Raw genomic sequence first — 23289 nt, forward strand, 5'->3', positions numbered from 1 at the left:
AATGCTTTCGCCATTCGACAGGAGAACCCGATGTCAGACACGAGCGCGACGATTCAGGAGCGGCCGGCCGACGTGCCATCGCAGGCGGCGAACGTGATCGCCGACGATGCGCAAGCGCTTGCGGTCGCGCATGCGCTGGCGCAACGCCTGGCGCAAGGGGCGGCCGAACGCGATCGCGAGCGCCGCCTGCCACGCGAGGAAATCGAATGGTTTTCGCAGTCCGGGCTGTGGGCGATCACGGTGCCGAAGGCATACGGCGGCGCGGGCGTATCGCATGTGACGCTCACCGAGGTGATCAAGATCGTCGCCGCGGCCGATGCGTCGCTCGGGCAGCTTCCGCAGAATCATTTCGGGCTCGTCGACGTGATCGCGCTCGTCGGCAACGACGCGCAGAAGCGTCATTTCTTCGCCGAAGTGCTGAGCGGCAAGCGATTCGGCAACGGGTTCTCGGAGAAGGGCACGAAGCACGTGCTCGACCTGAAGACGCGCGTGCGCCGCGACGGCGACGACTATGTCGTCGACGGCACGAAGTTCTACTCGACCGGTGCACTGTTCGCGCATTACGTGCCGGTGCTCGGGCTCGACGACGCACGCCAGGCATGGCTCGCGTACGTGCCGCAACCGACGCCGGGGTTGACCGTGATCGACGACTGGTCGGGATTCGGGCAGCGCACGACCGCGAGCGGGACGGTCGTGCTCGACGCGGTGCGCATTCCGGCGTCGCACGTGCTGCCGGCGCAGCGCGTATCGGACGTGCCGACGCTCAACGGTCCGCTGTCGCAGATCATCCAGGCGGCGATCGACGCGGGCATCGCGAAGGCGGCCATCGACGATACGCTGACATTCGTGCGAACCCGCTCGCGGCCATGGGTCGACAGCGGCGTCGAACGGGCGGCGGACGATCCGCTGACGATTCGCGAAATCGGCCGCCTGCACGTCCAGCTGCACGCGGCCGACGCGTTGCTCGAGCGTGCGGCGCGCACGCTCGACGAGATCGCGGCAAAGGGCGACGTGACCGATGACGATGTCGCGCGGGCATCCGTCGCGGTCGGTGAAGCGAAGGTGTTGACGACCGAGGTCGCGCTGCTCGCGGGCGAGAAGCTGTTCGAGCTGGCCGGCACGCAATCGACGCTCGCCGAGCACAACCTCGACCGGCATTGGCGCAATGCGCGCACGCATACGCTGCACGATCCGGTGCGCTGGAAATATCACCTCGTCGGCAACTACTACCTGAACGGCGCGCGCCCGGCGCGCCATGCGTGGAATTGAACGTCAGCGGCCGGACGCCGGCAGCGCGCGGGTCGACGGCCGCGCGATGCCGTCGAGCGTCAAACCTGACCGACGCCGCCGTCAACCATCATGTCCGCGCCTGTCATGTACACGCTTTGATCGGATGCAAGGAACACGGCCGCGTTCGCCATCTCCTCGGGCTGCGCGAGCCGGCCGAGGGGGACCATGTTCAGGTACATGTCGACCAAGGATTGACGCTCCTGCGCATTCGTCACCTGTGAGTCGAGCATCGGCGTGTCGGTGACGCCCGGGCTCAGCGTGTTGACCCGAATGCCGCGATTCTTGAACTCGGCGGCCCAGGTGCGTGCATACGAACGCAAGGCCGCTTTCGTCGCTGCGTAGGTGGTGTGACCCGGAATACCCATCACGTGCATGGCCGACGAAACCAGAATGATCGATCCGCCATTCGTCATGAGCGGCAGGAGCTTCTGCACCAGGAAGACGGGGCCACGGGCGTTGAGGTCGAACGTCTTGTCGAAATGTTCCGGGGTCAGGGTATCGATCGACGCCTGTTCGACCAACGCCGCATTCGACACGACGATGTCGACCGCGCCCGTGTCGGCCCTGACCGCCGACGCAACGCGTTCGAGATCGTCGAGATTCGTCGCGTCGGCCTGGATGGCCGTGACATTGCGTCCGATCCGTTCGGCGGCCGCGTCGAGTTGAGCCTGCCGGCGCCCGAAAATGAATACGTGCGCACCTTCGGCGACATAGCGCTGCGCGATCGCGAGACCGATACCGGTTGTGCCGCCGCTGATGACGGCGACCTTGCCTGCGAGAGAAGTCATTGGAATCTTCCGTGTATTCGTGGTTGACGGAAGAAAGCGTAACTGCCTGCGCCGCGAATGATAATCGGGCGAATCTTCATAAGCGCTATTCCTTGTTAGAATCGCTCGCACTTCAATGTGAGCGATCCGAGCGCGGAAACGAGCGGTTTCGCCAGGGGCTGCAATGGATCGATTGGACGAACTCGGCGCCTTCATCGCCGTCGTCGACGCAGGCGGGTTCTCGGCCGCGGCGCGTAGAACCGGCCACTCGCAGTCGGCCATCAGCAAGGCGGTCGGCTCGCTCGAGAAACGTCTCGGCGTCATGCTGCTGAACCGCAGCACACGGAGTGTCACGCTGACGGATCAGGGGCAGCGCTATTACGATCGCATGAAGCCGCTCGTCGACGAGTTCGACGAAGCCGACGGCGAGATGACGAGCAGCACGCTCAATGTCACGGGCCTGGTCAGGATAGCGACGCCTTCGACCTTCGGCCGCCTGCACGTACTTCCGCTTATTCCGGACTTGCTGTCATCGAATCCCGGGCTTCAGGTCGATCTCGTTCTCTCGGACTTCGTGCGAGACATGGTGGAAGATCGCATCGATCTCGCCATTCGAGTCGGTCGAGTCGACGATGCCGACGCTGTCGTCAAACGCGTGGCAAGCACTCGCCTTGTTTGCGTCGGCTCCCGAGACTATTTCGAGCACCATGGCACCCCGAAGGCGCCTGACGAACTGGTCGATCACAATTGCCTTCTGTACGGGGGCCTTTCGGAATCGGCCGCCAGTTGGCCGTTCGTCGGCCCCGCCGGCGATTTCAGCGTGACCGTTCGCGGCAACTTGTCGTCGAACAGCGTCGAAACGATTCGGGCGGGCGTGCTGGCGGGTGTCGGAATTGGCCTCTTCACTGAGGCTTCGCTTACCGACGAACTCGGGCATCCCGGCATCATCACGGTTCTCGACGAATTTTTGAAAGAAGTGAGGGACATCAGCCTCGTGTGGCCGAAACGCCGGTATGTGCCGGCACGCGTCCGCATGGTGACCGACTTCTTTTCCGCCGCTCTTGCCCAGCGCGATTAGGCAACCACGGGGATCGTCACCGTATCGGCATCGAGACGCGAACCGAAGGAACGACAACCGGGACCGCGCATCGCTGACGCCGATCCGGTGGGGCAACCGGTCGTTCGTCATGCGTAAGACCCGCCGCCACGACGGCCCGGATGCCGTGGCGGAGCCGGCAGTCGCCCGGGGCGACGTCGACGCCGCCTGACGCGCGACGATGCGGCTCGCGCGTCCTGTGCGCCTCCTATGCCTGAACCCCCACCCGATACCGGGTGGTTTGCCGATAGACGGCGCCCGGATGAAGGATCGCATCGTCGCGCAGGCCGTCCATGTTGACCTGATCCGGAAAGCCGCCCGCCTCGACGCACAGCGCCGCGTGTCGCGCGCATGGCGTGCCGCCGCTCACGCGCACGCCGTCGAGATAGTTGCCCGTATAGAGCTGCAGTCCGCGCTGATCGGTCGACACGATCAATTCGCGGCCGCTCTCCGGATCGTAGACCCGTGCGACGGGCCGGACCTCGCGCGCGCCGTTGCCCACGACGAAGCAGTGATCGAAGCCGCGTGCGCGCGCCAGTTGCGCATGCGGCCAGTCGAGGCGTGCACCGAGCGGCGCGCTTTGCCGGAAATCGAACGCCGTGCCCGTCACGTCGGCCGTGCCGGTCGGGATCAGCGCGTCGTCCACTTCGAGGAACGCGTCGGCGTCGATGTGCAGCAGATGGCCGCGCACGTCGCTGCCCGCGCGCCCGTTCAGGTTGAAGTAGCTGTGATTCGTCAGGTTCAGCGGCGTCGGCGCATCGGTCCAGCCCGTATAGTCGATCGTCAGCGTGCCGTCGTCGTCGAGCGTGTAGCGAACCTGCACGCTCACGTTGCCGGGGAATCCCGCGTCGCCTTCCGGCGAATTGAGCCGCAGCGTCAGCCCGCCGCTATCGTCGAGCACGTCCCACCGCGCGCGATGAAAACCGTTCGCGCCGCCGTGCAGCAGGTTGCCGTTCTCGTTGCGGTCGAGCAGGTAGTCCACGCCGTCGAGCGTGAAGCGTGCGCCGGCGATCCGGTTCGCCCATCGGCCGATCGTCGCGCCCAGGTAGACCCCGGATTCGAGGTACTCGGCGGGCGTGTCGTGCGCGAGCACGATATCGGCAAAGCGTCCCGTGCGGTCGGGTGCGAGCCACGACACGACGGTCGCGCCGAGGTCGCTGACGACGACACGCATCCCGTGCGCATTGCGCAGCGTATAGCGCCGCACGGGCTCGCCGTCGGGCAACGTGCCCCACGGCTCGGCATGCACGCGTGCCACGCCGGGCGTCAGGTATGAGGAATCGGTATCGATATGCATGAGTGGATGTCGGGTGGGCGGCGCTCGTCAGTGCGTGGCGGCCGCGCGTTCCTGATATTCGCGCGGCGTGCAGCCGAGTTCACGCCTGAACACCGCGTACATGTACTGAATCGACGTGAACCCGCACCGGATCGCGACTTCGGCGCTCGATGCCTGCCGGCCGGCGAGCAGCGCCTGCGCGGCTTCGAGTTTGTGGCGCAGGATCTCCTGGTGCACGGTGCGTTGCAGTTCGCGCCGGAAGTGCTCCTCGAGCAGCGAGCGCGATACGCCGACATAGTCGGCGACCTGTTCGGTCTTGATTCCCTGGCACGCGTACTGCCGGATGAAATGCCGGGCACGCATCACGTGCGGGCTCGCGAGCGGCTGGTGGCGCGTCGATTCGAGCACGTTGATGCCGACCGGCGGCACGAGAATGCGCTGCCCGGGAAAGCGCGCGCCGCGCAGCATCCGGTGCAGCAAGTGCGCGGCGGTGCGGCCCATTTCCTCGGTGCCCTGGATCACCGACGACAACGGAATGCGCGTCAGCGTGCGCGTGAGCGGATCGTTGTCGATACCGATGATCGCGACCTGCTCCGGCACCGCGATGCCGGCGATCAGGCACGCCTGCAGCAGGTGGCGCGCGCGGGCATCGGTCACCGCGATCACGCCGACCGGCTTCGGCAGCGCATGCAGCCAGCCGACCAGTTGTTCGATCGCGTGATTCCAGCCCGACGCGCTCGTCGACAGCCCGCGGTAGATCGGGGCGTCGAGCCCGTCCGCGCGCGCGAGCCGGTCGAACGCCAGTTCGCGCTGCTGCGCCCAGCGGTTCTCCTGCGCGACCGGCAGGCTGTACATCGCGAAATGCGCGAGGCCCGCCCCGATCAGATGCGTATAGGCGAGCGACACGAGCTTGGAGTTGTCCGTCGCAATATATGGGACGCCGTCCGGGTATTGCGTCGGATCCTCGTACGACGATCCGATCGCGACGATCGGCAGCGGCGAACCGGCGAGCGCGTCGGCGACGGCGGGGTCGTCGAAGTCCGCGATGATGCCGTCGCCGTCGAAACGCTCGATCCCGGTGAGCCGGCAGCGGAAGTCGTCTTCGAGGAAGAGGTCCCACACGACGCGCGTCGTGTGCAGGTACTGGCCGATGCCGCTGATGATCTCGCGGTCGTAGACCTTGTTCGCGTTGAACAGCAGCGCGATGCGGTGCGGTGTCTGGGCGGAAGGGGCGCGTGTCATGTCGGTGTCGGGTGAGCGCGTCGGGGGCGCCGTGCCGTTGTCTCCGGGGCGCGCTCGCGGAGGCGGCGCGGTGGTCTGGTGTACGGCGATTGTAGGACGGAACGTGCGCCGCGCGAGCGCGGCTGGCAAGAAACATCAAGCGCGCTGCGCAATTTCGCAATTGCCGGCCGGCAGGCGTGCGGGCACGATCCAGCCAACCGAACTCGGCCGCGTGCGTCGTCGCGACGTGCGTTGCGCTGCAACAAGAACCTGCACGGAGACGCCATGTCGTATTTCGAACACATTCCCGCGATTCGCTACGAAGGTCCGCAGTCGGACAACCCGCTCGCCTATCACCATTACGACCCCGAGAAGCGCGTGCTGGGCAAGACGCTCGCCGAGCATCTGCGGATCGCGGTCTGCTACTGGCACACGTTCGTATGGCCCGGCCACGACATGTTCGGGCAGGGCGCGTTTCAGCGGCCGTGGCAGCAGCCGGGCGACGCGCTCGAACGCGCGCGGATGAAGGCCGACGCCGCATTCGAGTTCTTCACGAAGCTCGGCACGCCGTTCTATACGTTCCATGACACCGACGTCTCGCCGGAAGGCGACAGCCTGCGCGAATACGCGGCCAATTTCGCGCGGATGGTCGACTATCTCGGCGAGCGCCAGCAGGCAAGCGGCGTGCGGCTCCTGTGGGGCACCGCGAACCTGTTCTCGCACCCGCGCTTCGCGGCCGGCGCCGCGACGAACCCGAACCCCGACGTGTTCGCATGGGCCGCCACCCAGGTGTGCCATGCGCTCGACGCGACCCACCGGCTCGGCGGCGAGAACTACGTGCTGTGGGGCGGACGGGAAGGCTACGAGACGCTGCTCAATACCGACCTGAAGCGCGAGCGCGACCAGTTCGCACGCTTCCTGTCGATGGTCGTCGAGCACAAGCACCGGATCGGCTTCAAGGGCGCGCTGCTGATCGAGCCGAAGCCGCAGGAGCCGACCAAGCATCAGTACGACTACGACGTGGCAACGGTGCACGGCTTCCTCGTGCAGTACGGACTGCAGAACGAGATCCGCGTGAACATCGAGGCGAATCACGCGACGCTCGCGGGCCATTCGTTTCATCACGAGATCGCGAATGCATTCGCGCTCGGCGTGTTCGGCAGCGTCGACGCGAACCGCGGCGATGCGCAGAACGGCTGGGACACCGACCAGTTCCCGAACAGCGTCGAGGAACTGACGCTCGCGTTCTATGAAATCCTGCGCCACGGCGGCTTCACGACCGGCGGGATGAACTTCGACGCGAAGGTGCGGCGCCAGAGCATCGATCCGGAAGACCTGTTCTACGGTCACGTCGGCGCGATCGACATACTCGCGCTCGCGCTCGAACGCGCGGCGGTGCTGGTCGAGAACGACCGGCTCGACGCGCTGCGCCGGCAACGCTACGCGCAGTGGGACGATGCATTCGGCCGCAAGATCCTGTCGGGCGGCTATACGCTGGAGTCGCTCGCGGCCGACGCGCTCGCGCGGGGCGTGAACCCGCGGCATGCAAGCGGTGCGCAGGAGCGGCTCGAGAATATCGTGAATCAGGCGATCTACGGGCTGCGCTGACGCCATGTACATCGGACTCGATCTCGGCACGTCGGGCGTGAAGGCGGTGCTGCTCGACCGCGATGGCGCGGTGCGCGCGAGCGCGAGCCGCCCGCTCGCGGTGAGCCGGCCGCAGCCGCGCTGGTCGGAGCAGGCCCCGCGCGACTGGTGGGACGCCGCATGCGGCGCGCTTGCCGCACTCGTGTCGGACGCGCGCACGGCCGGCATCGACCCGCGCGACATCGATGCGCTCGGCCTGACCGGACAGATGCACGGCGCAACGCTGCTCGATGCCGACGGCGACGTGCTGCGCCCCGCGATCTTGTGGAACGACGGACGCGCGGACGCGGAGTGCGAGGAACTCGAACGGCTCGCGCCCGCGCTGCGCACGGTGGCCGGCAACATCGCGATGCCGGGCTTCACGGCGCCCAAGCTGCTGTGGGTGCGTCGTCACGAGCCCGACGTGTTCGCGCGCATCGCCCGCGTATTGCTGCCGAAGGATTATCTGCGCTACCGACTGACCGGCGCGTTCGCGACCGATCCGTCGGACGCCGCCGGCACGCTGTGGCTCGACGTCGCGAAGCGCGACTACGACGACACGCTGCTCGCCGCCTGTGGGCTGTCGCGCACGCAGATGCCGGCCGTATTCGAGGGCAACCGCATCACCGGCACGCTGCTTCCGGCGGTCGCACGAGAGCTCGGCCTGCGCGAGATCCCGGTGGTCGCCGGCGGCGGCGACAACGCGGCCGGCGCGGTGGGCGTCGGCATCGTGCGGCCCGGCGACGCGCTGCTGTCGCTCGGCACGTCGGGCGTGTATTTCGCGGTGTCGGACGGGTTTCGCGCGAATCCCGAATCGGCGGTACACAGCTTCTGTCATGCGCTGCCGGATACGTGGCACCTGATGTCCGTGATGCTGAACGCGGCCGGCTGCGTCGACTTCACCGCGCAACTGGCCGGTTACGACGGCGTCGCGGCGCTGCTCGACGATGCCGAGACGAACGCACGCGCGAGCCACCCGTGGTTCCTGCCGTACCTGAGCGGCGAGCGCACGCCGCACAACGACGTGAACGCGAAGGGCGTGTTCTATGGGCTCGAGCCCGACACGCGGCGCGCGGATCTCGCGAACGCGACGCTCGAAGGCGTCGGCTTCGCGCTGCTCGACGGCATCGACGCGCTGCATGCGGCCGGGCTCGCGCCCGACAGCATCACGGTGATCGGCGGCGGCTCGCGCAGCGCGTACTGGACGCAGATGCTCGCGGACCTGAGCGGCCGTGCGCTGACGCTGCGCGCGGGCGGCGAAGTGGGGCCGGCGCTCGGCGCCGCGCGCCTTGCCCGTCTCGCGCTTGAACCGGGTGCGACGCTCGCCGACGTGTGTCCGCAACCGCCGGTCGTCGCGGTGCGCGAGCCCGATCCCGCGCGGCACGCGTGGTATCGCGACGTGCGGCGGCCGACGTTTCGCGCGCTGTATCGTGCGCTCGAACCGGTGTTTGCGACGGGCGCGCGACGCACGTTGCAGTGACTCGATGCGGGCGGTGCCATCCGGCGGCCGCCCGCGGTTCGTGAGTGGTTCAATAACAAGGAGTGGAGACATGAAATCCGTGACGCGTCGTACCGTATTGAGTTCGCTTGCCGGCGCCGCCGCGCTGGCGATCCTCGCGCTGGGCACGCCGCTCGCCCACGCGAGCAAGGACAAGCCCGAGATCGGCTTCTGTATCGACGACCTGCGCGTCGAGCGCTGGTCGCGCGATCGCGACTATTTCGTCGCGGCCGCGACGAAGCTCGGCGCGAAGGTGTCGGTGCAGTCGGCCGATGCGAGCGAGGAGCGGCAGATTTCCCAGATCGAGAACCTGATCTCGCGCGGCGTCGACGTGATCGTGATCGTGCCGTTCAACTCGAAGACGCTCGGCAACGTCGTCGCCGAAGCGCGCAAGGCCGGCATCAAGGTCGTGTCGTACGATCGCCTGATCCTCGACGCGGACGTCGACGCGTATATCTCGTTCGACAACGAGAAGGTCGGCGAGCTGCAGGCGCAGGGCGTGTTCGACGCGAAGCCGAAGGGCAATTATTTCCTGCTCGGCGGCGCGCCGACCGACAACAACGCGAAGATGCTGCGCGAAGGACAACTGAAGGTGCTGAAGCCGGCGATCGACCGCGGCGACATCAAGGTGGTCGGCCAGCAGTGGGTGCCCGAATGGAGCGCGTCGACCGCGCTGCGGATCGTCGAGGACGCACTGACCGCGAACAACAACAAGATCGACGCGATCGTCGCGTCGAACGACGGCACGGCCGGCGGCGCGATCCAGGCGCTCGCCGCGCAGCATCTGGCCGGCAAGGTGCCGGTGTCCGGGCAGGATGCGGATCTGGCCGCGGTCAAGCGCGTGATCGCCGGCACGCAGACGATGACCGTCTACAAGCCGCTGAAGCTGATCGCGAGCGAAGCCGCGAAGCTCGCGGTCGATCTCGCGAAGGGCACGAAGCCCGCGTTCAACGCGCAATACGACAACGGCAAGAAGAAGGTCGATACGGTGCTGCTGCAGCCGACGCTGTTGACCAAGCGTAACGTCGACGTCGTCGTGAAGGACGGCTTCTATACCCAGGCCCAGCTGGCGAGCCAGTAACGGCGCGACGCGCGGGCGGCGCTTCACCGGCGCACCCGCGCGCATCCTGCGAGGCATGAACGAATGACGGAACCCCTGCTGACGATGCGTGGCATCGTCAAGGCATTCGACGGCGTGAAGGCGCTCGACGGTATCGACCTGACCGTACGGCCCGGAGAATGCGTCGGGCTGTGCGGCGAGAACGGCGCGGGCAAGTCGACGCTGATGAAGGTGCTGTCGGGCGTGTACCCGCACGGCACGTGGGACGGCGAGATCCGCTGGGAAGGCGCGCCGCTCACGGCATCGGGCGTGCGCGACACCGAGCGCGCGGGCATCGCGATCATCCATCAGGAGCTGATGCTCGTGCCCGAGCTGTCGGTGGCCGAGAACATCTTCCTCGGCAACGAGATCACGCTGCCGGGCGGGCGCATGCACTTCGCGGCGATGGTCCAGCGCGCCGAGGAGCTGCTGCACGAATTGCGGATCGACACGATCAACGTCGCGCAGCCGGTGATGAACTACGGCGGCGGCCACCAGCAGTTGATCGAGATCGCGAAGGCGCTGAACAAGCAAGCGAAGCTGCTCATCCTCGACGAACCGTCGTCGTCGCTGAGCGCGTCGGAGACGCGCATCCTGCTCGACATCGTGCGCGACCTGAAGCGCCGCGGCGTCGCCTGCGTCTACATCTCGCACAAGCTCGACGAGGTGGCGGCCGTGTGCGACACGGTTACGGTGATCCGCGACGGCCGCCATGTCGCGACCGAGCCGATGGCCGCGCTGACCACCGACCGGATCATCGCGATGATGGTCGGCCGCGAGATTCGCGACCTGTATCCGCGCGAGCCGCACGAGATCGGCGACGTCGTGCTCGACGTGCGCCACGTGACGTGCCGCGACGTGACGAACGCGCGCCGCAAGCGCGTCGACGACGTGTCGTTCAGCGTACGGCGCGGCGAGATTCTCGGCGTCGCCGGGCTCGTCGGCGCGGGGCGCACCGAGTTGATGCAGGCGATCTTCGGCGCGTATCCGGGCGCGTGCACGGCAACCGTGACGATGAACGGCCGGCCGCTGTCGATCCGCTCGCCGGCCGACGCGATTCGCGCCGGGATCGCGATGGTGCCGGAGGACCGCAAGCGCCACGGCATCGTGCCGCAGCTCGGCGTGGGCCACAACATCACGCTGGCGGTGCTGCGGCGCTTCTCGGCGCGCGGGCGGATCGACGCGGCCGCCGAACTCGATACGATCCGCACCGAGATGCAGCGGCTGTCGGTGCGCGCCGCGCATCCGTTTCTGTCGATCGCGAGCCTGTCGGGCGGCAACCAGCAGAAGGCGGTGCTCGCCAAGATGCTGCTGACCGAGCCGCAGGTGCTGATCCTCGACGAACCGACGCGCGGCGTCGACGTGGGCGCGAAGGCCGAGATCTATCGGCTGATCTTCGCGCTGGCCAAGCGCGGCGTCGCACTGATCGTCGTGTCGTCGGAACTGCCGGAGGTGCTCGGCCTGGCCGATCGCGTGCTGGTGATCGGTGAAGGCGAGCTACGCGGCGATTTCATCAACCAGGGCCTCACGCAAGAACAGATTCTCGGCGCCGCGCTGAAGCCCGCGCGGCTGCCCGCCGAACCCACCGCAGCGAGTGCGACATGAATTCCGAACTTTCTTCCTCGACCCCGGCGACGCCGGATGCGAACGCGCGTCGTCCCGACGGCCGCGCGCCGCGGCTGCCGTTGCGCCATGTCTTCACGCGCTACAAGGTGCTCGCGCTGCTGTTCGCGGTGGTCGCGATCTGGGCGTTCTTCTCGGTGCTCACGGACGGCGCGTTCGTCACGCCGCGCAACGTATCGAACCTGTTGCGGCAGATGTCGATCACCGGCATGCTCGCGTGCGGCATGGTGTTCGTCATCATCGCGGGCGAGATCGACCTGTCGGTCGGCTCGCTGCTCGGGCTGCTCGGCGGCGTCGCCGCGATTCTCGACGTCAACCGCCACTGGCCGGTCGCGGCGACGGTTCCGGCCGTGCTCGTGCTCGGCGTGGTGATCGGGCTCTTCAACGGCTGGTGGTCGACCTATCGGCGCGTGCCGTCGTTCATCGTCGGGCTCGGCGGAATGCTCGCGTTTCGCGGCATCCTGCTCGGCGTGACGGGCGGCTCGACGATCGCACCCGTGTCGGACGGCTTCGTGTTCATCGGGCAGGGCTATCTGCCGCGTGTGGCCGGGGACGCCCTCGCGGTGCTGCTGTTCGTGGTCGCGACGCTGCTGGTGGTGCGGCAGCGCGGCACGCGGCGGCGCTACCGGCTCGCGGTCGCTCCGTTGTGGCAGGACGTCGCGAAGATCGTGGGCGCCGGGGCGGTGCTGTTCGCCTTCGTCGCGACGCTCGACCGTTACGGCGGTATTCCGGTGCCCGTGCTGCTGCTGCTCGTGCTGCTCGGCGTGTTCTCGTGGATCGCCACGCAGACGGTGTTCGGCAGGCGTATCTATGCGGTGGGTTCGAACCTGGAGGCGACGCGGCTGTCGGGCGTGGATACCGACCGCGTGAAGCTCGTGATCTTCGCGCTGATGGGGCTGATGTGCGCGTTTGCCGGCCTCGTCAATACGGCGCGGCTCGCGGCTGGGTCGCCGTCCGCCGGCTCGATGGGCGAACTCGACGCGATCGCCGCGTGCTTCATCGGCGGCACGTCGATGCGCGGCGGGTCGGGCACGGTCTACGGCGCGCTGATCGGCGCGCTCGTGATGGCGAGCCTCGACAACGGAATGTCGATGCTGGACGTCGATGCGTACTGGCAGATGATCGTCAAGGGCGCGGTGCTGGTGCTGGCGGTGTGGATCGACGTGGTGTCGCGATCGAACCGGCGGTGACGGGCCGGTCGGTCGCCAGTCGAAAAAGAGGAAGACCATGGAACCAGACACGATGCGCTTGCCGGATGTTTCCGTGCTCGGGGCGGCCCGGCCGCTCGCGATGCCGGATGCCGGCTCCATGCTCGACCTCGGTGACCCGCGCGACCGGCAGGTGATCGCGGATGCACTGCGCGCGCTGCTGCGCGAGCGTTCCGAAGCGCTTGCATTCGCGATGCGCATGGCCGACCAGTGCGGCCGGCCCCGGCCCGATGCGGCCGATTTCGCGCTGACCGACATCATTCGTCTCGCGCGCATCGTCGAGCGGATCGAGCGGGACGGCGCGGCGAAGCGCGCTGCCGTCCCCGCGAACGCACGCTGAAAGGCAATGGGGCCGATGCGCGGACTGCAGGCCGAAAGCGCCACGCATGCCGTACGGTCGACGTTGAACGCGGCGAACCGGATCGCACGCCGATCGGGCGACGACGCTTGCCCACGTCGCGAGCCGACGGGACCGTTGCTTACAACACGTAATTGACCCAGCCGATCCCGACGCGCACCATGCGCGGTCGCCGCCGCTTCCCACCACTGTCACCGTTCACGTTTAGGATCGCATGGCGTGTTGCCGTGGCGGCCGGAAGCTGGGCAGGCGAAGCGGGGACGCTTCGGAGGATGCCCGATCGACAGCCCTCCGGATCGCCGATCGCCGTGCCGGCATTCCCGGCGCGCGGCACGCTTTCGATGAAGTTCGAACCCAGGGCCGCGCGCGGGCGTGGCCGCAACGACGAAGGGAGACGCATGAGCGGCAGGCAAGGGACGAAGGACAAGGCGATGCGCGAAGCGCTGGCGCATCGCACGGGCGACGCTTCGCAAGCGGAATGGACGTCGGACGACGCGATGTCGCGGCGCACGTTTCTCCACAGTCTGGGCGCGCTGGCGGTGCTCGCCTGCGGCGAGACGTTCGGCGGCGCAAGCACCGCACTCGCCGCCGTATCGACGGGCTCGTCGCCGGCCTTCGTCCATCCGGGCCTGCTGCATACGCAGGCGGATTTCGATCGCGTCGCGCAAAAGATGATGACGCACGCGCAGCCGTGGTTCGACGGCTGGTCGGTGCTGATCGCGAACAGCCACGCGAACTCGTCGTGGAAGCCGCGGCCGCAGGTCGAAATCGATCGCGGCGGCAAGGGGTCGCAAAACTATGGAATCCTGTACAACGACGTCGCCGCCGCCTATGCGTGCGCGCTGCGCTGGAAAGTGACCGGCGACAGGGCGTATGCGGACACGGCGGTGCGGATCATGAACGAATGGGCGTCGACGCTGCAGCGCCTGGGCGGCGATTCGAACGTCGATCTCGCGGCCGGCCTGTACGGCTACGAGTTCGCGAATGCCGGCGAAATCATGCGCGGCTATCCGAACTGGGCCGCGGCGGATTTCGCCGCGTTCCAGAAGATGATGCGCACCGTGTTCTACCCGATCAACACCGATTTCCTGCATCGCCACAACAATACCGAGATCACGCACTACTGGGCGAACTGGGATCTGTGCAATATCGCGTCGATTCTCGCGATCGGCGTGCTGTGCGACGACCGCGCGCTGTTCGACGAGGCGATCGACTATTTCCGGTCGGGGCCCGGCAACGGCGCGATACCGCAGGCGGTGTATTACCTTCATCCCGGCCATCTCGGCCAGTGGCAGGAGAGCGGCCGCGACCAGGGGCACAACACGCTCGGCATCGCGCTGGCGGGCGCGATCTGCGAGATGGCCTGGAACCAGGGCGTCGACCTGTACGGATACGACAACAACCGCTTTCTCGCCGGCGCGGAATACGTCGCGAAAGCCAACCTGCGCCAATCGCCCGACGGTCCGTTCTTCGACGTGCCCTACGTCACCTACGCGAACGTGAACGTCACGCAAACGCAGTTCGCGACCGGCGGACAGGGCGGCGTTCGGCCGTGCTGGGCGCTCGTGTACAACCATTACGTGAACCGCAAGGGGCTCGCGGCGCCGTGGTCGAAACGTTTCGCGCTCGCGGCGCAGCCCGAGGGCGGGGGCGGCAACTACGGGCCCAACAGCGGTGGTTACGACCAGCTCGGCTACGGCACGCTGATGCACACGCGCGATCCGGCCGGGGCCGCGCCGGCGCCGAGCGGCCTGACCGCGCATGCGAGCACCGGGCGCGCGGTGTTGTCGTGGTGGGGCGTCGCGAACGCCACGCACTACACGGTCAAGCGCGGCGCGGCATCGGGCGGCCCGTACGCCACCGTGGCGACCGGCATCGTCGATCCGCTGACGTGGACGGACAGCCCGGCCGCGGGTACCTGGTATTACGTGGTGAGCGCGACGACGCCGACGGGCGAAACGGCGAATTCTGCGCCAGCGCGCGTGGTGACCGGCCAGCAGTTGCAGATCTGGCTGCCGTTCGACGAGTCGCGTGGCGCCACCGCCGCCGATCGCAGCGGCAACGGGCATGCCGGTACGCTGGTCGGTGCGGCGGCATTCGCGCCGGGGCGCAACGGCAATGCGCTGTCGCTCGACGGTGCCGGCAGCCATGTCGCGCTTGCGGCGGGCGTGCTGGCCGACGTGTCGGATTTCACGGTTGCCGCGTGGGTGTGCGCGCGCACCGTGCGGAAATGGTCGCGGGTGTTCGACTTCGGCACCGGCACCGGGCGCTACATGATGCTCACGCCGCTGGCCGACACCGGTGTGCTGCGCTTCGCGATCACGGTCAACGGGCCGCACGGCGAACGGCGCATCGATGCGAAGGCGCCGCTGCGGGCCGCGCAGTGGACACACGTTGCCGTCACGCTGGCGGGTACGACGGCGACGCTCTACGTCGACGGTGCAGCCGTCGGCAGCGCGACCGACGCGTTTCTCGCGCCCTGGCGACTCGGTTCGACCGCGAACAACTGGATCGGGCGTTCGCAGTTTGCGGCCGATCCGGCCTTCGACGGCCTCGTGAGCGATTTCCGCGTGTACCAGGGGGCGCTGACGGCGGCGCAAGTCGCCGCGCTTGCGCGGTAGGGGCGCCCCACACGCCAGGATTGGCCGAGATGGCCGGCGCCGGATTTCCGGCGGCGGGCGTTTTTGATTCCCGTTCGTTTTTTCGGTCGGACACCTTTAAGCCTGATCATGCCCTGCCTTGTGTCCCGAACGGATTACATACTTGCCTTCGACGACAGCCGCGCGAGATCGACCGTCTGGTGGGACGAGCGGATCACCCTCATGACGATCCACACGACGAGGTAAGCCGAGCCGCAGATCATGAAGAGGATGTTGTAGCCCGCGCCGATGTGCCCGAGCGCCTTGAAGTGATCGAGAACGGCGCCCACTAGCAGCGGGAAGAGCGTTGCGCCGAGCGCACCCGCCAGTCCGCCGATACCCACCACCGAACCGACGGCTGCCTTGGGAAACATGTCCGAAGCCGTGGTGAACAGATTGGCCGACCATTCCTGGTGCGCGGTCGTCGGGATCGGTCGCCGATTCCGAAATGCAAGCGGCGAGCGTGATGGCAGCGGCGCGCGCCGTCGCCGTTCCCATCCGGTCGGGCCAGCCGTCGGCGCGATGGATGGCGGTCGTGACGGCTTCGCATGACATGCAATACGCTATTCTGTCGTCCTCGACCGCCAGCCCGATCCGATGAAGCGCCCGTCGTTTTCCACCCAACTCGTCATGCTCTGGGCACTCGTCGCGGCGCTGTACGCGACGCTGGTCGCGGTCGTCTGGGTCATGGCGAGTTCCGCCGAGAGCCAGCAGGTGGCCAGCGCGAAGGCCGCCGGCGCGTCGGCATGCGAAGCGGTCGCGTCGCGTTACAGCGCGTCTTCCGCGTCGGCGGGCGCCGCGCCCGGGCCGGAGCTGATGCACGCGATCCTCGATATCGTGCTCTCCCGTGCGCCGGACATGGAGGGCGGGTTCTGGATGCCCGGCGCCGCCCCTGCGGCGAGCGGCTTTCTCGCGTATTCCTTTCCCACTTATCAGGGCAGCGGCGCCAAACACGACGTTCCGGAAGCGGAAACGCCGCTGATCCTCCGCACGCTGCGTGCCTCGGCCGCGACGCATGCCGCGACGGCGAACGTCGTCGAAGGCGCGCAGGATGCCGTGATCGCGGCGGCCTGCCCGGTACGCGGCGGCTCGGGTCTGTACGTGTGGATGCTGACGCGTGCGCGCCCGCCGCTGGGCCGGCACGGGGAACTGCTGGCAACGGGCCTCGCGGCCGTGCTCGCCGTGATTCTGGCGATCGCGGCGGCGCTGGCCGTGGCGCTGCGCCGATGGAAGCGCAATCTCGCACGGATCGAGAGGGGGCTGGGGCCCGACGGTCGCGAGCATCACCTGCCGTACGTCGGCGAACCCGATCTCGACCGCGTCATCGATGCGTTCAACGAGCGGGCGCGGCGCGCGGACCTGTTGCAACAGCAGGCCGACGAACTGCGCACGCGCCTCGCGCAGGCCGAGCGCTTCGGCATGCTGGGCAAGCTTGCCGCGCAGGTTGCGCACGAGATTCGCAATCCGATGGGCGCGATGCGGCTGAAGGCGGAAAACGCGCTGGCCGGTGACGGCCGGCGGCAGCAGGACGCGTTGCGCGTGATCCTCGCGCAGATCGAGCGCATCGACGCGCAATTGTCGAGCCTGCTCGCGCTGACGCAGCCGGTGCGCCCGCATGCGACACGTGTCGACGTCGACGCGTGGCTCGCGCAGGTCGTCGATGCGCACCGCGAGCTGGCGCAGCGGCAAGCGATCGATCTGACGCTGTCGCTCGCGGGGCAGGGCGAACGGCTCGCGTGGCCGTCGGATTTTCCCGCTTTCGATCCCGACCAGATGCGGCGGGCGCTCGACAATCTGCTGCTCAACGCGCTGCACCACGCGGGCGACGGCGGCGCGGTCACGCTCGCCGCCGAGCGGCGCGCGTTCGCCGGGCGCGACTGGCTGCGCATCATCGTGTCGGACAGCGGCCCCGGCGTGCCGGCCGCGCAGCGCGAGCGGATTTTCGAGCCGTTCGTGACGGGCCGCGCGGATGGCACGGGTCTCGGTCTTGCCGTCGTCCGCGAAGTGGCGGCGGCGCACGGCGGGCACGCGCGCCTCGATGGAGGCGCCGCATTCGTGATTGAAATTCCATGGCAAACATCCTCATAGTCGACGACGACGCGGCCTTTCGCGACGGCCTCGCCGAAACGCTCGCCGATCTCGGTCATCGCGTCGTCGAGGCCGCAACCGGCCGGGCCGCGCTCAGCGTGCTGCGCGACGGCGGTGGCAACGGTATCGAATGCATCTTTCTGGATTTCCGCCTGCCGGATCTGGACGGATTGGCCGTGCTGGCGCAACTGCGCGACGATGCCACCCTGGCCGCGATTCCGGTCGTCATGCTGACGGCCCATGCGACCAGCGACAACACGATCGAAGCGATGCGGCTCGGCGCATTCGATCACCTGACGAAGCCGATCGGGCGTCGCGACATCGCGCAACTGCTCGAACGCATCGTGTCGGCGAATCAGCCGCCGGCGCCGGCGCCATCCGACGGCGGTTTCGCGGGCGAACCTGCCGCGGACCGACCGCGCTTGCTGGGCGTGAGCGCGGCGATGCGCGACGTGCAAAAGCAGATCGGCCGGGCCGCGATGAGCGATGCGACCGTGCTCCTGACCGGCGAGACGGGTACGGGCAAGGAGGTGGCGGCCCGCGTGCTGCATGCGGCATCGGCGCGGCATGCGGGGCCGTTCGTCGCCGTCAACTGCGCGGCCATCCCGGCCGATCTGCTCGAAAGCGAGTTGTTCGGGCATCGTCGCGGCGCGTTCACCGGGGCGCATGCCGATCGCGCGGGGCGGCTCGTCGAGGCCGACGGCGGGATGCTTTTTCTCGACGAGATCGGCGACATGCCCGCCGCGATGCAGGCGAAGCTGTTGCGCGCGCTGCAGGAGCGTCAGGTGATGCCGCTCGGCGCGGATCGCCCGACCGCGATAGACATTCGCGTCGTGGCCGCGACACACCGCGACCTCGCCGCGGCGGTCGCGAACGGCACGTTCCGCGAAGATCTCTTCTATCGGCTGAACGTCATTCCGCTGCACCTGCCGCCGCTCGCGGAGCGTGTGGCCGACATCCTTCCGCTGGCCGCGCATTTCCTCGGCAGCGCGGCGGGCATGCGCCCGCTGCACCTGACGAACGACGCACAACGCGCGCTGCTCGATCACCGCTGGCCGGGCAACGTTCGGGAACTGCGCAACGTGATGGAGCGGGCGGCCGCGCTCGCCCCCGGGCCGGCCGTCAGCGCGGCCGATCTCGGCCTGGCCGCCGTGCCGGCGCGCCAGCCGGGCGCCGATGCGGTGCCGGCGCACCTGCTCGACATGCCGCTGCCCGATGCGTTGGCGACGGTCGAGCGCGCGGCGATCATGCATGCGCTCGAGCGCGCGAACGGCAATCGCGCGGAAGCCGCGAGGCAGCTCGGGATCGGCCGCCAGTCGCTCTATGCACGCATGGCGAATCTCGGGATCGAGCGCGACGACTAGTCGCGCCGTTTCGACTGTCGGGAATGCCGACATCCGGCGAAGCGACGTGTCGGGAAATCCGACATGTTTGGCGCGCGTCGTCGTTCGGCGCATGACCACGCGGGGCGTCACGGGTTGGCACGGGTATTGCGGATATCGATGCATCGCAATCCGTCGCCGGACCCCGTCATGAAGTCGTACCTGCCTGTCGTTCGATCGCGGCCGCGGTGCCGTGGCGCCGTGCGCCGGTCGTATCGCATGCTCTGCGCCGCCGCACTCGTTGCCGTCGCAACGGTCGGCCTGGCGCAGGTGCCGCCGGCGCCGCGCGCGGAAGACCCGCCCGGCGCCGTGCCGCCTCCGTCTCCTGCTCCTCCTCGGCCTCGCACGCTCGTGCCTGCCGGGCCCGGAAACGACACCGCATCGGATGCGCTGGTTTCCGGCACGCTGTCGCGCCTGACGATCAATCCGGAAGGCACCGTCGACGGCTTCGTGCTCGCCGACGGCACGCTCGTCCGACTGCCGCCGCATCTCGGTTCGCAACTGACAGCGCTCGTGCGGTCGGGCCAGCGTGTCACGGTAGCCGGCGAACGACGCGTCGACGATGAAATCCGCGCACGCATCGTCCGCAACGACGACACCGGTGCATCGCTGTCCGATCAGCCGCCCGCGCCCGTCGCGCCCGTGCCGCCCATGCTGCGCGGCGTCCACCTCGCCCGCCTGAGCGTGTCCGGCGTCGTGCGCCGCGTGACGCGCGCGCCGCGCGGCGAGCCGGACGGCGTAATGCTCGACAGCGGTGCAATCGTCAAGCTGACCGTTCCGGCCGCCCAGCAATTCGGCGCGCTGCTCGTCCCCGGCGAGCGCGTGGCCGCGGTCGGTTACGGCACGCGCAACGCATACGGTGAAGCGTTGCAGGCGACGGCGTTCGGCGCACCGGGCCATGTCGTGAATCTCTATGACGATGTCGCGCGCTGATCGCGCGACGCTGTTCCCCAATCCATCGAAAGGAGTCCTGCCATGCACTGGATCGATCCCGCCTGCCTGCCCGAAACGCGCGGCCGCGTCACGCAGTTCCTGCTCAATCCGCACGGAGAAATAGACGGCCTGATCCTGAACGGCGACCTGCAGGTTCACGTGCCGCCGCATCTGGGCCGCGAACTGGTGCGCCGTGTGGCGGTCGGCGACCGCATTCGCGTGCGGGGCGTCAAGCCGCGTCGAGCGGCGATGATCGCGGCCGTGCAACTGACCGGGCGCGACGGCGTCGACATCGTCGACGACGGGCCTGCGCACGCTGCACCGCCGAAGCCGACGCACGCCACTCGAAAACCGATGGAATCGAGCGGCGAAGTCGCGTTTGCGCTGCACGGCCCGAAAGGCGAGTTGAACGGCGCGTTGCTGACGAGCGGCGTCGCGTTGCGGGTACCGCCGCATGCGGCTGAAGCCCTGCACGATTATCTGCGTCCCGGTGTCCATGTGCAGGCGTGGGGCCACGGCATCGTCACGCCGCACGGCACGATGCTCGACGTGAGCGAGATCGCAGAGCTCGTCGATGCGGATATCGAATGATCGTGCGACGGTGAGACGACATGAGAGCGGCACGCGCGCTCGAAGCGCTCAACTTCTTCCTGGCCGACGTGCAGGCCGGCATCGGCCCGTTCATCGGCGTCATTCTGCTGTCGCGCGGCTGGGGTGCCGATGCGATCGGCTCGGTCATGACGCTGGCCGGGCTCGCCGCGATGGCCGCGACGCCGTTGGCCGGCGCGCTCGTCGATGCGGTGCGCGCGAAGCAGGCGTTGATCGTCGTGGCGACCGCGGTGACGGCGCTTGCGTCGCTGGCGTTGATCTTCGTCCACAGCTATCCGGCGGTGGCGGCGTCGCAGATCCTGGCGGCGGTCAGCGGCGCGGTGCTGGCGCCGGCCGCCGCGGGCGTGACGCTCGGCATAGTGCGCCGGCAGGGGTTCGATCGGCAGTTCGGGCGCAACCAGATGGCGAACCATGCCGGCAACGTCGCCGGTGCGGCGCTCGCTGGGTGGCTCGGCTGGCATGTCGGATTCGACGCGGTGTTCGCGCTCGTCGGCGTGTTTACGGTCCTCGCGATCGTGAGCACCCTGGCGATTCCCGGGCACGCGATTGATCATGCGTCCGCACGTGGTCTCGATCCTGCCGGCGCTACGCCGGGAACGGACGCGACGCATCCCGATGCGTTCGACACGGCGTCGACGTCGCGCGTCGGCGGCCTGCGCACGCTCGCCGAAAACCGGCCGCTGGTTCTGCTCGGCGCGTCGCTCGCGCTGTTTCATCTCGGCAACGCCGCGATGCTGCCGCTCTACGGGATGGGCGTCGTCGTCACGCATCGCAGCAACCCGAGCGCGTTCACTGCACAGACCATCGTTATCGCGCAGTGCGTGATGATTGCGGCGGCGTGGCTCGCGCCCCGACTGATTCGCACGCACGGTTACTGGCGGGTGCTGCTGTGCTCGTACCTCGTGCTGCCGGTGCGCGGGCTGGTCGCCGCGACGTGGATGAGCGAAGCGGGCGTGTGGCCGGTGCAGGTGCTCGACGGTATCGGCGCCGGCCTGCAAAGCGTGGTCGTGCCCGCGCTCGTGGTTCGCCTGCTGCATGGCTCCGGCCGCGTGAATGCCGGGCAGGGCGCCGTCGCGACCGCGCAGGGCATCGGCGCGGCGCTCAGTCCGGTGCTGGGCGGCGTGCTCGCGCAGCACTTCGGCTATCCGGCCGCGTTCGTCGTGCTGGGCGCCGTGTCGACGGGCTCGCTCGCGCTGTGGCTCGGCCACGCGCGATCGCTGAGCAGCGTGTGCGGCAAGCCCGCCGATCTATCGGCGACATCGTCGTGACAGCGATGTCGATTCCCATGCCTCCGTCCCTTTGCTCATGAACCCTGTTTCGCTTGCCTGGCTGATTTCCGCGCTCGCCACCGCGGGCGTCATCACGCGTCCGTTCGGTTGGCCCGAGGCCACGTGGGCGGTGAGCGGCGCGCTGCTATTGGTCGGGTTGAACCTGCTGCCCGCTGCCCAGGCGCTGGACGCCGTCGCGAAAGGCGGCGACGTGTACCTCTTTCTGACGGGCATGATGCTGCTGTCCGAGGCGGCCCGTCGCGAGGGGCTGTTCGACTGGGTCGCGACGCACGTCGTCAATCTCGCGCAGGGCTCGCCGCGGCGGTTGTTCGCGCTGATCTACCTGGTCGGTGTCGTCACCACGGTGTTCCTGTCGAACGATGCGACCGCCGTCGTGCTGACGCCCGCGGTCCTTGCCGCCGCGCGCCGCGCGAAGGCCGATCCGATGCCGCTGCTGTACAGTTGTGCGCTCGTCGCGAATGCCGCGAGTTTCGTGCTGCCGATTTCGAATCCGGCGAACCTGGTGCTGTATGGCGCGCGCATGCCGTCGCTCGGCCCATGGCTCGTGCACTTCGCGGCGCCGTCCGTCGCGTCGATCGCGTGCACGTTCGTCATGCTGCGGATCGTGCAGCGACGTGCGCTTTCCGGCGGTTGCGAGTCGGGGCTGCCGGTGCAACCGCTGACGCGCGGCGGGCGCATCGCGCTGGCGGGCATCGCGGCAACGGCCGTCGCGCTGATGGTGGTGTCGGTCCTGGATCGCCCGCTTGGATTGCCGACCGCACTGGCGGGCGTCGTCACGGTCGCGTGCGTGGCGATGCGGGATCGCGCGGCGTGCGTGCCGATCGTTCGCGCGATTTCATGGAGCGTGCTGCCGCTTGTCGCGGGGTTGTTCGTCGTTGTCGAGACGCTCGACCGGACCGGCGCGGTGCACGTACTGGCGGGGCTGCTGCACGCGCTGATGCAAAGCGGCGAGCACGTCGCCGCCGCGGCGGCGGGCGTCGCGGTCGCGCTGGTGTCGAACGGGGTCAACAACTTGCCCGCCGGGCTGATCGCGAGCTCGACGATCCAGGCCGCGCACAGCCCGCGAACGGTGGTCGATGCGATCCTGATCGGCGTGGACCTCGGCCCGAACCTGTCGGTCACCGGATCGCTCGCGACGATTCTGTGGCTGAGGGCGATCCGGCGCGAAGGGCTGCAGGTCGGTTTCCGCGCATTCCTCGCGGTCGGTGCGTGCGTGATGCCGCCGGCGTTGCTGCTCGCGCTGGGCGCGCGATTCGTGGTCGGCGGCTGACGCGCGATGCGTCAGCC

The 23289-nt window shown here is 68.5% G+C and carries 19 protein-coding genes; 15 read left to right on the forward strand and 4 right to left on the reverse strand.

Annotation, left to right across the window (positions count from 1 at the left end; all coding sequences use genetic code 11):
* Nucleotides 1-30: 30 nt before the first annotated feature.
* Nucleotides 31-1269 carry an SfnB family sulfur acquisition oxidoreductase gene (locus C4B30_RS01230; RefSeq protein WP_034185528.1) on the forward strand — a complete coding sequence of 413 codons (1239 nt, stop codon included), beginning with the start codon at nucleotides 31-33 and terminating at the stop codon, nucleotides 1267-1269.
* Nucleotides 1270-1328: 59 nt separating this feature from the next.
* Here the strand turns inward: C4B30_RS01230 and C4B30_RS01235 are convergent, their stop codons facing one another.
* Nucleotides 1329-2078, reverse strand: a complete 750-nt coding sequence (locus C4B30_RS01235; protein ID WP_027786566.1) for an SDR family NAD(P)-dependent oxidoreductase — start codon at nucleotides 2076-2078, stop codon at nucleotides 1329-1331.
* A gap of 163 nt (nucleotides 2079-2241) precedes the next feature.
* Here C4B30_RS01235 and C4B30_RS01240 point away from each other — a divergent pair, with 163 nt between their 5' ends.
* A complete protein-coding gene (locus C4B30_RS01240) occupies nucleotides 2242-3135 on the forward strand; it encodes a LysR family transcriptional regulator (protein ID WP_027786567.1) in 894 nt (297 codons plus the stop codon).
* 226 nt (nucleotides 3136-3361) lie between these two features.
* Here C4B30_RS01240 and C4B30_RS01245 read toward each other — a convergent pair whose 3' ends face one another.
* Nucleotides 3362-4450: an aldose epimerase family protein gene (locus C4B30_RS01245; RefSeq protein WP_027786568.1), complete on the reverse strand. Its 1089-nt coding sequence runs from the start codon at nucleotides 4448-4450 to the stop codon at nucleotides 3362-3364.
* Between the two features lie 27 nt (nucleotides 4451-4477).
* Nucleotides 4478-5671, reverse strand: a complete 1194-nt coding sequence (locus C4B30_RS01250; RefSeq protein ID WP_027786569.1) for a XylR family transcriptional regulator — start codon at nucleotides 5669-5671, stop codon at nucleotides 4478-4480.
* A 264-nt stretch (nucleotides 5672-5935) separates the two neighbouring features.
* Between C4B30_RS01250 and xylA the strand changes: the two genes are divergently transcribed.
* The 7 genes from xylA to C4B30_RS01290 all read left to right on the forward strand — a co-directional run bounded on the left by xylA (nucleotide 5936) and on the right by C4B30_RS01290 (nucleotide 15683).
* Nucleotides 5936-7258 carry a xylose isomerase gene (gene xylA / locus C4B30_RS01260; protein WP_027786570.1) on the forward strand — a complete coding sequence of 441 codons (1323 nt, stop codon included), beginning with the start codon at nucleotides 5936-5938 and terminating at the stop codon, nucleotides 7256-7258.
* Nucleotides 7259-7262: 4 nt separating this feature from the next.
* Nucleotides 7263-8756 carry a xylulokinase gene (gene xylB / locus C4B30_RS01265; protein ID WP_027786571.1) on the forward strand — a complete coding sequence of 498 codons (1494 nt, stop codon included), beginning with the start codon at nucleotides 7263-7265 and terminating at the stop codon, nucleotides 8754-8756.
* Between the two features lie 70 nt (nucleotides 8757-8826).
* Complete coding sequence (xylF, locus tag C4B30_RS01270) at nucleotides 8827-9855, forward strand: D-xylose ABC transporter substrate-binding protein (protein ID WP_027786572.1); 1029 nt, start codon at nucleotides 8827-8829, stop codon at nucleotides 9853-9855.
* A 63-nt stretch (nucleotides 9856-9918) separates the two neighbouring features.
* A complete protein-coding gene (xylG, locus tag C4B30_RS01275) occupies nucleotides 9919-11478 on the forward strand; it encodes a D-xylose ABC transporter ATP-binding protein (protein WP_027786573.1) in 1560 nt (519 codons plus the stop codon).
* Nucleotides 11475-12686, forward strand: coding sequence for a sugar ABC transporter permease (locus tag C4B30_RS01280; RefSeq protein ID WP_027786574.1), 1212 nt, complete (start codon nucleotides 11475-11477; stop codon nucleotides 12684-12686). The genes xylG and C4B30_RS01280 overlap by 4 nt, the downstream gene beginning before the upstream one ends.
* A 37-nt stretch (nucleotides 12687-12723) precedes the next feature.
* Entirely contained in the window at nucleotides 12724-13044 is a 321-nt protein-coding gene (locus C4B30_RS01285; RefSeq protein WP_027786575.1) for a hypothetical protein, read from the forward strand.
* Nucleotides 13045-13559: 515 nt separating this feature from the next.
* Complete coding sequence (locus C4B30_RS01290) at nucleotides 13560-15683, forward strand: LamG-like jellyroll fold domain-containing protein (RefSeq protein WP_227789479.1); 2124 nt, start codon at nucleotides 13560-13562, stop codon at nucleotides 15681-15683.
* Nucleotides 15684-15817: 134 nt separating this feature from the next.
* Here C4B30_RS01290 and C4B30_RS01295 read toward each other — a convergent pair whose 3' ends face one another.
* Complete coding sequence (locus C4B30_RS01295; RefSeq protein ID WP_027786577.1) at nucleotides 15818-16075, reverse strand: hypothetical protein; 258 nt, start codon at nucleotides 16073-16075, stop codon at nucleotides 15818-15820.
* 223 nt (nucleotides 16076-16298) lie between these two features.
* On the opposite strand from C4B30_RS01295, the gene C4B30_RS01300 reads away from it, so the two are divergent.
* From C4B30_RS01300 to C4B30_RS01325, 6 genes are all read left to right on the forward strand, one after another.
* Entirely contained in the window at nucleotides 16299-17789 is a 1491-nt protein-coding gene (locus C4B30_RS01300) for a sensor histidine kinase (RefSeq protein ID WP_027786578.1), read from the forward strand.
* Complete coding sequence (locus tag C4B30_RS01305; RefSeq protein WP_027786579.1) at nucleotides 17771-19153, forward strand: sigma-54-dependent transcriptional regulator; 1383 nt, start codon at nucleotides 17771-17773, stop codon at nucleotides 19151-19153. The genes C4B30_RS01300 and C4B30_RS01305 overlap by 19 nt, the downstream gene beginning before the upstream one ends.
* A gap of 369 nt (nucleotides 19154-19522) precedes the next feature.
* On the forward strand, nucleotides 19523-20104 hold the full coding sequence (locus C4B30_RS01310) for a hypothetical protein (RefSeq protein WP_230469160.1): 582 nt from the start codon (nucleotides 19523-19525) through the stop codon (nucleotides 20102-20104).
* 42 nt (nucleotides 20105-20146) lie between these two features.
* Nucleotides 20147-20695 (forward strand): hypothetical protein, encoded by a 549-nt coding sequence (locus C4B30_RS01315; RefSeq protein WP_027786581.1) that lies wholly within the window; start codon nucleotides 20147-20149, stop codon nucleotides 20693-20695.
* Between the two features lie 20 nt (nucleotides 20696-20715).
* Nucleotides 20716-21981: an MFS transporter gene (locus C4B30_RS01320; protein WP_027786582.1), complete on the forward strand. Its 1266-nt coding sequence runs from the start codon at nucleotides 20716-20718 to the stop codon at nucleotides 21979-21981.
* Between the two features lie 37 nt (nucleotides 21982-22018).
* A complete protein-coding gene (locus tag C4B30_RS01325) occupies nucleotides 22019-23272 on the forward strand; it encodes an arsenic transporter (RefSeq protein ID WP_027786583.1) in 1254 nt (417 codons plus the stop codon).
* Nucleotides 23273-23289: the final 17 nt, after the last annotated feature.

Source organism: Burkholderia sp. BE12 (assembly GCF_002959955.1).
GTDB lineage: Bacteria > Pseudomonadota > Gammaproteobacteria > Burkholderiales > Burkholderiaceae > Burkholderia.